Consider the following 10,508-nt stretch of genomic DNA (forward strand, 5'->3'; position numbering starts at 1 on the left):
AATGCCCACGTACCGCCGGCTCGGAAAATCCGGCCTGACCGTCTCCGCCGTCGGCCTGGGCTGCAACAACCTGGGCCGCGCCAACACCGCCACCGAATCCCAGGAGGCCACGGACGCCGTGGTCCACGCAGCGATCGACGCCGGGATCACGCTGTTCGACGTCGCCGATACCTACGGGCGGGAACCCGGGCTCAGCGAGGCGATGCTCGGCAAGGCGCTCGGCGCAAGGCGGGCGGACGTCGTCCTGGCCACCAAGTTCGGCATGGACATGAAGGGTGCCAGCGGCCCCGACTTCGGCGCCCGCGGATCACGCCGCTACATCATCCAGGCCGTGGAGGCATCGCTGCGGCGGCTGGGCACCGACTGGATCGACCTCTACCAGTTCCACACGCCTGACCCCTTGACTCCCATCGATGAGACCCTGTCCGCACTGGACAGCCTCGTCAACAGCGGCAAGGTCCGCTACATCGGCCACTCAAACCGGGCCGGCTGGCAGATCGCGCAGGCCGAGTACGTGGCCAGGGAACTGGGCTGCACCCGCTTCATCTCCACGCAAAACCACTACAACCTCCTGGACCGGCGCGCCGAGCTTGAGGTGACGCCGGCTGCGGAAGAATTCGGCCTGGGCGTCCTGCCCTACTTCCCGCTCTCCAACGGACTGCTGACCGGCAAGTACTCGCCCGGCCACGCCCCGGACGGATCGCGGCTCAGCCACACCCGCCAGCACTTGGTCCACGACGCCGACTGGGACCAGCTGCGCAGGTTCGGCGATTTCGCCAGGGACCGCGGCCTGGCCGAAATCCAGGTGGCCTTCTCCTGGCTGGCGGCCCAGCCCTCGGTGGCCAGCGTCATCGCCGGCGCCACCACGCCGGACCAGGTCCGCCAGAACGCCGAATCAGCCGGCTGGGTGCCCTCGGAGAAAGACCTTGCGGAGCTGGACAGTATCTTCCCGGCCGCTCCCAAGGTTGCCCTGTTCTAGGACCGGGATGACCGCTTTCCTGCTGGACGTGGACACGGGCATCGACGATGCCCTTGCCCTGGCCTACCTTGCCGCCCTGCCGGACACAGAGTTCGTTTCCGTCACCGCAACACCGGGAAACGTGGACGCGGACCAGGTGGCACGCAACACCCTGGCCTTGCTCGAACTGTGCGGCCGGCCGGGTGTGGAGGTGGCCATCGGCGCGCGTAAGCCCCTGGCCATACCGCTGCTCACCACTCCCGAGACCCACGGACCCCAGGGGATCGGCTACGCGGTCCTGCCTCAACCCTCCGGTGCGGTGTCCGGGCGGAACGCCGTTGACCTCTGGGTTGAACACGCCCGCAGCCGCCCCGGGGAGCTCACCGCCCTCATCACTGCGCCCCTGACCAACTTTGCGCTGGCCCTGCGGGAGGAACCGGAACTTCCCCGCCTGCTGGCCGGGGTGGTGATCATGGGCGGCAGCTTCTACCACCAGGGCAACACAACGCCCACGGCCGAGTGGAACACCCACGTTGACCCGCACGCGGCCAAGGAAGTGTACGCCGCGTTCCGCGGCCTGCCGCAGGAGAAGCTTCCTGTTGTGTGCTCGCTGGATACCACCGAGCGGATGGAACTGCACCCCCACCACGTGCGGCAGCTGGCGGAAGCGGCCGGTGCGCGCATCCCCGAACTGGTGCTGCCCGAACAGCCGGAAGGACTGCGCAGCACCTCGGACAACACCCTGGTCCGGCACCTGTCCGACGCACTGCGGTTCTACTTCGAGTTCCACCGGCACTACGACCAGGGATACCTGGCCCACGTCCACGACTTCTTCGCCGCGGGCGTGGCAGCGGGAACCCTGGAGTTTCAGGCCCGTCCCGCCACAGTGGACGTCGAGACCGGGTCGCCGCTCCTGATGGGCACCACGGTGGCAGACTTCCGCGGACTGTGGGGCGCCCCGCCGAACGCACGCGTGGTCTCCGCCCACCATCCGGCAGCGGCCTTCCGGGAGCTGGTCTCCGCTGTGGGCAGCCTCGCCGCCCGGGTCGGCTGAGGGGACCGCTGACGACGGCGGGACTACAGCGGGGCGTCCTCCGGCAGGTCGATGTCCAATGCCAGGAGGGCATTTTCCACCACCTCGGTCAGCGCCGGGTGGATCCAGTACGGGCCCCGGGCCAGCTCATGGACTGGCACGGACCCTGCCATGGCCTGGACCAGGGGCTGGAGGAGGATGGACGCTTCATGGCCCAGGATGTGGGCGCCCAGCAGCCTGCCCGAGGCACGCTCGGCCACAAGCTTCACCACGCCTTCCCCGTCCTCCATGGCCCAGCCGTAGGCGGTGGTGCCATAGTCCTGGACCGCTGTCACCACGTCGGTTCCCGCGGCTGCCTGTGACCGGGCCTCGGCTTCGGTGAGGCCAACCGATGCCACCTGCGGGTTGGAGAAGACCGCGGAGGGCACGGCGGTGTAGTCGATGCGGCGCAACCGGTCCGGGTGTTCCAGGTTGTGCGCCACCACGCGTGCTTCCCGGTTGGCCACGTGCTTGAGCTGGTACGGGTTGGCCACGTCGCCCAGGGCGTAGACGCCGTCCAATGGGGTGCCGCGGGAAAGGATCCGCAGGCTGGCATCGACGGCCAGGGTGCCGTCGTCGTTCACATCGAACCCGGCGGCCTCCACGCCCAGCCGGTCCGTGTTGGGAACCCTGCCGGTGGCCATGAGTACAACATCCGCAGGTATGTGCAGCGGCCGGCCGCCGGCATCGGCAAAGTTCACCACAACGGTGCCGTCGCCGTTGTCCTCGATGGACTGGAGCGAGAAGCCCAGTTCCAGCCTCCAAAGGCTTGCCGCCGCCGCCGCGAACCGCCCGGAGATTTCGGCGTCGTGGCCGCGCAACAGGCGCCTGGTCCTGTTGACCTGGGTCACGCTGGAGCCGAACCCGTGGAAAATTCCGGCAAACTCAGCAGCGATGAAGCCGCCGCCAACCACCACCACCCTTTCGGGCAGCCCGTCGATCCGCATCACGGTGTCAGAGGTATGCACCTGCGGCAGGCCGATCCCCGGCACCTCGGGCAGGACCGCCCTGGACCCGGCGGCAACCACAACCTGCCCGGCCGTGATGTCGACACCGGATTCGGTCCGCAGGGCCCGCGGGCCGGTGAAGCGGGCGTACTCCTCATAGAGGTCAACGTGGTCCAGCTCCGTTGCCCGGTAGTCCTGGCCGGCCGAGGAGATGGAGTCGATCCGGCCAAAGATCCGGTCGCGGATGGCGTTCCAGTGCACTTTGTCCAGGCTGAGGTCCACCCCAAGCCGGGCTGCCTCCTGGTGCGCCGCGGCAAGCCCGGCAGGGTACACGAACATCTTGGTGGGAATGCATCCCACATTGAGGCATGTGCCGCCAAAGACGCCGCCGTCAACCAGGGCCACCCGCTTGCCGTCCCAGTACGGGGTGATCAGGGAGTTGCCGGAGCCGGATCCGATGATGGCAAGGTCATAGTGGGGCATGGCAGGTCTTTCCGACGGCAGCGGCAGGCGGATTTGCCTGTCCCGGCAGTCTAGGCCAATCCGGACGGGATGCCCCGGCAGCGGTGCGGCGCCAGTAGAATAATCGCGGACGGAACAGGCGCAGCAGCCTGCCGCCAGCTGCCGAGGTGACATACGCAGCGTTCCACCGGCCCGGTTTCCAGGGCCCTCCACGCGCACCCTGAAGGAACTCCATGTCATCGCCCTCCCTGACGCTGCCCGCCCCGGCACCGGCTGCCGCCCGTAAACGCCGGCTGCTGGAAATTCTCGGGGCGGCGGCCATCGCCGCCACCTATGCCTACCTTGTCCTCAACCAGCCGGCCGACATCACCGGTGGGCCGGGTAGCGCGTCCGCCCTGATTGCCCTTTCCGGATTCCTGGTGGGCGCCATCCTGCTGATCGTGGCAGTCCTGCCGACGTTGCCGGCCTCCACCGTGGTGCTGATCCCCGTGGCACTGGTGTTGAACATCGTGCTGGGACAGTTCGTGGGCAGCACCCTGGTCCCGTTCTACCTCGATGCGATCGGCACGGTCCTCATCGCCGTGCTGGCAGGACCGGCCGCAGGCGCCGCAACCGGAGCGCTCAGCAGCATTGTCTGGTCCTTCTTCAACCCCACGGTGCTGCCGTTCGCAGCCGGCGCGGCACTGATCGGCTGCCTGGCGGGACTTGCCGCGCGGCACGGGATGTTCCGCCGCTTCTACCTCGCCCCCGTGGCCGGTTTTGTCACCGGAATCATCGGCGGCGTGGTGTCCGCGCCGGTGGCGGCTTTCGTCTTCGGCGGCACCTCCGGCGTAGCCACCGGAGCAATCGTCAGCGCCTTCCGGTCCATGGGGGACACACTCCTGGCCGCCATCACCAAGCAGGCGCTCATCTCCGATCCCATGGACAAGGCCATCGTCTTCACCGTGGTGGCCGTCCTGGCCTACGCGCTTCCCCGACGCGCGCGCCTGCAGTTCCCGTTCGTCCGCCGGCACCGCGTGCTGGCCGGCACGTCGCCCGAACAGGGCTCCTGACCCCCACGCCGATGCGCCTGCATCCGCTGACCTCCCTGGCCGCCGCTGGCAGCACGGCGGTAATAACGACGGCGGCAGCCAGCTGGCCGCTGTCCCTCGCCGTCATGGGTGCTGCCGTGGTCCTCTCGGCAAGGGGAGGCACGGCACGGCAGCTGCTGCCCGCGGCTGCGGCAGTGCTGCTGCCCCTGGGCTTGTCGCTGCTGGCCATGCATGGGCTGTTCTTTCCCGAGGGCCGGACAGTCCTGGCAGAGTGGGGAGTGGCCCGCATTACCACCGAGGGCCTTGTCTTCGCCCTGGAGCGGGCAGCGCAGCTGGGGGCGGTAGTCCTGAGCTTCCTGGTGTTCTCCTTCAGCGTCAGCGTGCCGGACCTGGTGGCGGTGCTGTCCTCCCGCGGTGTCCAAGGACGGTTCGCCTTCGTGCTCGCCTCCACCTTGACCCTGCTGCCGGCCATCTCCTCCCGCGCGGAACGGATCCGGCAGGCCCAGGAGTCCCGTGGACTGGTGGTCCGCCGCGGACTGCTGCACCGCGCGGCCGCGTTCCGGCTGCAGGCGGTGCCGCTGGTCCTGTCCCTGATCGAGGATGCCGGAACGCGGACAGCCGCCCTTGAAGCGCGGGGCTTCAGCAATCCCGGGCCGCGGACCAGCTACCGGGACGTTCCGGATCCGATCCGCCAGCGCGTGTTTCGGGGTGTGCTGCTGGCGGCCGCTGCAGCCGCGGTTGCTGCGCGGCTGCTGCTGACCCGGGCGGGAAGCTGAGCCATGTCCGCCACCCACCCGATGCGAACCCAGCCGGTACTGTCAGCCGGAATCCGGAGCTTCACCTACCACGGGGATGAGGCCCCCGTCCTGGAGGGGATTGACCTCAACCTCGTCCCCGGAACGTTCACGGCCATCCTCGGAGCGTCCGGAAGCGGCAAGTCCACGCTGGGCCGGCTGCTGTCCGGCTGGCTTCCCCCCGGAACCGCTGGCAGCCTCCGCGGTTTCCTGGAACTCGCAGGCACGCGCCTGGACTTCGGCGGTGACGCGGACCCGCGGATCAACCCGGCGGAGTGGGGCCGGCAGGTGGGCTTCGTTCCCCAGGACCCTGCCGCCGTCCTGTCCACCGTCCGGGCAACGGTGGCGGAAGAACTCGCGTTCGGACTGGAAAACGCGGCACTGGAACGGCAGGCCATGAAAGCCGCGGTGGACCACACTGCCGGCCTCCTGGGGCTCTCGGAGCTTCTGGGGCGGAACCCGGCTGCGCTGTCCGGCGGCCAGCTCCGGCGCCTCGCCATCGGCTGTGCCATCATCACAGGGCCGCGGGTGCTGATCATGGACGAGCCCTTCGCATCGCTGGACAGTGCCGGAACTGCCGAACTGGCACGCCTGCTGCAGGACCTCGTGGCGGCCGGCACCGCCGTCGTGGTCCTCAGCCAGGTGGTTGACGCGCCGCTCCTGGATGCCGGAGCCTGGGTTGTCCTGGCGGACGGCAGGGTCACGGGGAGCGGCACACCGGCCGCAATGGGGGCCGGCCCCGGGTTGCCGCCGCCCGCAATTCGGCACGCCGGCATTCGGTATTCCGGCGGCCGGACGGCACCGGCGCAGGTGCATAAAACGGCAGTGCAGACGGAGTCCCTGCCGCCGCGCAACGATGCCGGCGTTCCCGCACTTGAGCTCCGCGGCGTCTCCTTTGACTACAGCGCCGGGGGCAAGGAAGCGCAACTTAGGAACATGCGGCGCCGCGACCTGGGCGGAAAAGCGGCAGGCAGCAGTCTGGTGCTGCAGGGCATCAACCTGCGCATCCAAAGCGGGGAGGTCGTAGCGGTGATCGGGCCCAACGGGGCAGGAAAATCAACGCTGCTGCGCCACTTCAACGGACTGCTCCGGCCCACCGCGGGCCGCGTCCTGGTCCACGGCAGGGACATTGCGGGGGTGCCGCCAGGGGAAGCGGCCGGCTCCGTGGGCCTGCTGTTCCAGCAACCCCGGGACCAGCTGTTCGAACGGACCGCCCTCCGCGAAGTGCGCTTCGGCCTGGACCGCCTGTTCCACCCCGGCGAGGCAGCCTCCCGTGCCCTGGAAGCACTGTCCGCCGTCGGCCTGGCAGGGGCGGCGCACACGCACCCAGCCGAACTTCCCGCCTCCGGCCAGCGCCTCCTCGCCCTGGCCACGGTCCTTGCCCGCAAACCGTCAGTCCTGGCCCTGGACGAACCCACCGTGGCGCTGGACGGCGGCGGCCTCGCCCTGCTGGACGCTGCGGTGCGTACCGCGGCAGGGGAGGGCGCCGCCGTCGTGCTGGTCACGCATGATCTTGGCTATGCCCGCGCTGCTGCCCACCGGGTGGTAGCGCTCGACGGCGGGCGGCTGGAGGGCTGATTAGGCGGGACGGGACGCCACTCCCGGCGGCAGGAAACGCCTGCCGTTGACGCGCTCGGAGGCTCCCACCCTGTCGAGGTAGGGGGTGATGCCGCCGAGGAACATGGGCCAGCCCGCGCCCAGGATCATGCAGAGGTCGATGTCCTCGGGAGCGGCAACCACGCCTTCGGTGAGCATGAGGCCGATTTCCTCCGCCAGGGCGTCCTGCGTGCGCCGCAGCACCTGCTCCGCTGTTGAGGGGGAGGTGCCGAAGGACATCAGTGCCAGCGTGGAATCGGGGATTTCCTGCGATCCGTCCGGGCCGGCCGCCCACAGGCCCTTCACGCCGTTGTCGATGAGCTTCTGCAGGTTGGCGGAGACCGTGAAGCGTTCGCCGAAGGCCGCGTGCAACGATTCCTGGACGTGCTGGGCCACGGGCAGGCCCACCATGGCGCCGAGGGTGAAAGGCGTCATCGGCAGGCCCATGGGACGGAGGGCGTTGTCCGCCACCTCAGCCGGGGTGCCCTCATCAAAGGCGGCCGTGACCTCGCCCATCAGCCGCAACAGGATGCGGTTCACCACGAACGCGGCGGCGTCCTTGACCAGCACCGCTGTCTTCTTCAGACCCTTGGCCAGTTCGAAGGCGGTGGCCAGCACGGCGTCGTCCGTCTTCGGAGCACGGACAATTTCCAGGAGCGGCATGACGGCCACGGGGTTGAAGAAGTGGAAGCCCACCACGCGCTCCGGGTGCTGCAGGTCCTCCGCCATGGCGGTGACGGACAGCGAGGAGGTGTTGGTGGCCAGGATGCAGTCCGGGGAGACAACGGCCTCCAGTTCGGCAAAGACCTGCTTCTTGACGTTCAGTTCCTCGAACACGGCTTCAATCACAAAGTCCGCGTCAGCGAAAACCTCCTTGGATACGGAGCCCGTGACCAGCGCCTTGGTCCGGTTGGCGGCGTCCTGGCTGATGCGCTTCTTGCCCAGGAGCTTGTCCACCTCGGCGTGGACGTAGCCAACGCCCTTGTCCACCCGGGCCTGGTCAATGTCCGTCATCACCACGGGGACCTTGAGCTGGCGGGCGAACAGCAGTGCCAGCTGGCTTGCCATGAGGCCGGCGCCAACCACCCCAACCTTCGTGACAGGACGGGCCAGCTTGCGGTCCGGGGCTCCGGCGGGGCGCTTGGACCGCTTCTGGACGAGGTCCAGGAAGGCATAGACGGTGGCACGGAACTCGTCGGTCTGCATGAGGTCGGCGAGGGTTTCGCATTCCAGGGCAGCAGACTGCGCCTGGGTCATGGTGCGGTTCGCCTCGAGGATGTCCAGGACCTTTCCCGGCGCAGGCGCAGCATTGGACGTCTTCGCGTCCACGAAGGCCCGCCCTGCCGTGACGGCGGCATCCCAGCGCGCGGCGGTTGCTGGGTCGGCGGGATCGACGGCGTTGGTCCGTTCCGGGACCAGGTCGCCTGAAATGACGCCGGCCGCCCACGCAAGGGACTGCTCCAGGAAATCCGCAGGCTCGAACAGGGCGTCCGCCACACCCAGGCTGAACGCCTGGGGTCCGGTCAGGGTCCGGTTGTTGCTGAGCGGGTTCTCAATCATCACCTTGACCGCGTTTTCCGGGCCGATCAGGCGCGGCAGGATGTACACGCCGCCCCAGCCAGGGACCAGGCCCAGAACGGCTTCAGGCAGCGCAAGTGCGCCTGCTCCGGTGGAGACTGTGCGGTACGTGGACTGCAGGGCAATCTCCAGCCCTCCGCCCAGCGCCGCGCCGTTGATGAAGGCGAAGCTGGGGACCCCCAGGCCGGCCAGCGTGCTGTACACATCGTGGCCCAGCTGCGCCATCCACAGCCCGTGCTCGCGTTTGTCCAGGTTCTTGACGGCGGAAAGGTCGGCGCCCGCCACCAGGTAATAAGGCTTGCCCGTTACTCCCACGCCGACGATCTCACCCCGGGCCGCGCGTTCCCGGAGACCCTCCAGGACCTTGCCGAGCTCAACCAGCGTGTTGGGCCCCAGTGTGGTGGGCTTGGAATGGTCCAGGCCGTTGTCCAGGGTGATGAGGGCGAACGTGCCAGGGCTTGGCTTCCCGGCCGGTGCAGGCAGTTCGATGTCCTGGACGTAGGAATGCGTCACTGTTTCGTTGGGAAACAGGTCTGCAAGTCGGGTGAAATCTGCGGCGCTCATGCGGCTCCTTCGGAAACGGTGTGGGTGGCGGAGTTTGCCGGCCGGGCTCCGCTGTAATCGGCATGGTGGGGGTTTTCCCAGATCACCGTGGCGCCCATGCCCAGGCCAACACACATGGTGGTGATGCCGTAGCGCACGGAAGGGTCTTCCTCGAACTGCCGGGCCAGCTGGGTCATCAGCCGTACGCCGGAGGAGGCCAGCGGGTGTCCCACTGCGATGGCGCCGCCGTAGCGGTTGACCCGGGTGTCGTCGTCGGCAATGCCAAAGTGCTCAAGGAAGCTCAGGACCTGGACGGCGAACGCTTCGTTGATCTCGAAAAGGCCGATGTCCCCGATGGAAAGCCCCGCGTTCTTCAGGGCCTTCTCGGTGGCGGGCACCGGGCCGATGCCCATGACTTCCGGTTCCACGCCCGCGTAGGCATAACTGACCAGGCGCATTCTGACCGGCAGTCCGAGCTCCGCCGCGGTGTCAGACGAGGCCAGGACAGCGGCGGTTGCGCCATCGTTCAGGCCAGCCGCGTTACCTGCGGTGACCCGCCCGTGTGCCCGGAACGGGGTGCGGAGGCTTGCGAGGTCGGCCAGGGTGGTCCCGGGCCGCGGGGGCTCGTCCTCGGTGTGCAGCGACCACCCCTGGCCGGGCTTCATGGCTGCCACCGGCACCAGGTCCGGCTGGATGCGGCCGCTGCGGCGGGCGGCCTCATATTTGGCCTGGGATGCCACGGCATAGGCGTCCGTGCGTTCTTTGGTGATGGACGGGAAACGGTCATGCAGGTTCTCTGCGGTGTTCCCCATGTTGAGGGCGGCCGGGTCCACCAGCCGCTCCGACATAAAGCGCGGGTTCGGATCGGCGCCCGAGCCCATGGGGTGGTTCCCCATATGCTCGACGCCCCCTGCCACCGCCACGTCATAGGCTCCGAAGCCGATTCCGCCGGCAACGGATGTCACGGCAGTCATCGCCCCGGCGCACATACGGTCAATGGCGAACCCGGGAACCGTCCTGGGCAGGCCGGCGAGTAGGGCGGCGGTCCGGCCCAGGGTAAGGCCCTGGTCTCCGGTCTGGGTGGTGGCAGCAATGGCCACCTCGTCAATCCGCTCCGGCGGCAAGGAGGGGTTCCGGCGCAGCAGTTCACGGATGCATTTCACCATCAGGTCATCAGCCCGGGTGCCGGCGTAGATGCCCTTTTCCCCGGCCCTGCCGAACGGTGTGCGGAGGCCGTCCACAAAGACGACGTCCCGGACAGTGCGCATGGATGCGCCGCTTTCCTGGTGGCTCACGTATAACTCCTCATCGAGACGTAGGCGCCGGTTGCGTGCCGGTATGCGGCAGCCGCCTGGCGGCAATACCCTCGATGTTACTCGCGAGTAACTTAGCCCGCAAGGCCCCGGGTTGAAGGGACGCTCTCTCCTTTAATGGCTCTTCGGAATCAAGGGTGTAGCGAGGGTCTGAAACCTCCGGCCTCGAGCAGGCTCCTGGCTGTGTAGTTCGCGAGGTTGCGGAAGCCGAGCG

Annotated in this window: 8 protein-coding genes; 5 read left to right on the plus strand and 3 right to left on the minus strand. The window is 68.5% G+C overall.

Annotated features, from left to right (window positions below; translation table 11 throughout):
• The first annotated feature begins 1 nt into the window (after window position 1).
• Together ACIQF4_RS16160 and ACIQF4_RS16165 are read left to right on the plus strand one after the other, a co-directional pair.
• Window positions 2-979, plus strand: a complete 978-nt coding sequence (locus ACIQF4_RS16160; protein ID WP_400516859.1) for an aldo/keto reductase — start codon at window positions 2-4, stop codon at window positions 977-979.
• A 7-nt stretch (window positions 980-986) separates the two neighbouring features.
• On the plus strand, window positions 987-2,012 hold the full coding sequence (locus tag ACIQF4_RS16165) for a nucleoside hydrolase (protein ID WP_400516860.1): 1,026 nt from the start codon (window positions 987-989) through the stop codon (window positions 2,010-2,012).
• Window positions 2,013-2,035: 23 nt separating this feature from the next.
• Here the strand turns inward: ACIQF4_RS16165 and ACIQF4_RS16170 are convergent, their stop codons facing one another.
• A complete protein-coding gene (locus ACIQF4_RS16170) occupies window positions 2,036-3,460 on the minus strand; it encodes a mycothione reductase (protein WP_400516861.1) in 1,425 nt (474 codons plus the stop codon).
• Window positions 3,461-3,672: 212 nt separating this feature from the next.
• Between ACIQF4_RS16170 and ACIQF4_RS16175 the strand changes: the two genes are divergently transcribed.
• Genes ACIQF4_RS16175 through ACIQF4_RS16185 form a run of 3 tightly spaced genes read left to right on the plus strand, consistent with a single transcriptional unit; the run spans window position 3,673 to window position 6,842 of the window.
• A complete protein-coding gene (locus ACIQF4_RS16175; RefSeq protein ID WP_400516863.1) occupies window positions 3,673-4,491 on the plus strand; it encodes an ECF transporter S component in 819 nt (272 codons plus the stop codon).
• Between the two features lie 11 nt (window positions 4,492-4,502).
• A complete protein-coding gene (locus tag ACIQF4_RS16180; protein WP_350002258.1) occupies window positions 4,503-5,246 on the plus strand; it encodes an energy-coupling factor transporter transmembrane component T in 744 nt (247 codons plus the stop codon).
• Between the two features lie 3 nt (window positions 5,247-5,249).
• Window positions 5,250-6,842 (plus strand): ABC transporter ATP-binding protein, encoded by a 1,593-nt coding sequence (locus ACIQF4_RS16185; RefSeq protein WP_400516865.1) that lies wholly within the window; start codon window positions 5,250-5,252, stop codon window positions 6,840-6,842.
• Here ACIQF4_RS16185 and ACIQF4_RS16190 read toward each other — a convergent pair whose 3' ends face one another.
• A complete protein-coding gene (locus tag ACIQF4_RS16190) occupies window positions 6,843-9,002 on the minus strand; it encodes a 3-hydroxyacyl-CoA dehydrogenase NAD-binding domain-containing protein (protein WP_400516867.1) in 2,160 nt (719 codons plus the stop codon).
• Window positions 8,999-10,276 (minus strand): thiolase family protein, encoded by a 1,278-nt coding sequence (locus tag ACIQF4_RS16195; protein ID WP_400516869.1) that lies wholly within the window; start codon window positions 10,274-10,276, stop codon window positions 8,999-9,001. The genes ACIQF4_RS16190 and ACIQF4_RS16195 overlap by 4 nt, the downstream gene beginning before the upstream one ends.
• Window positions 10,277-10,508: the final 232 nt, after the last annotated feature.

It is taken from the genome of Pseudarthrobacter sp. NPDC092202, assembly GCF_044755505.1.
Classification (GTDB): domain Bacteria; phylum Actinomycetota; class Actinomycetes; order Actinomycetales; family Micrococcaceae; genus Arthrobacter.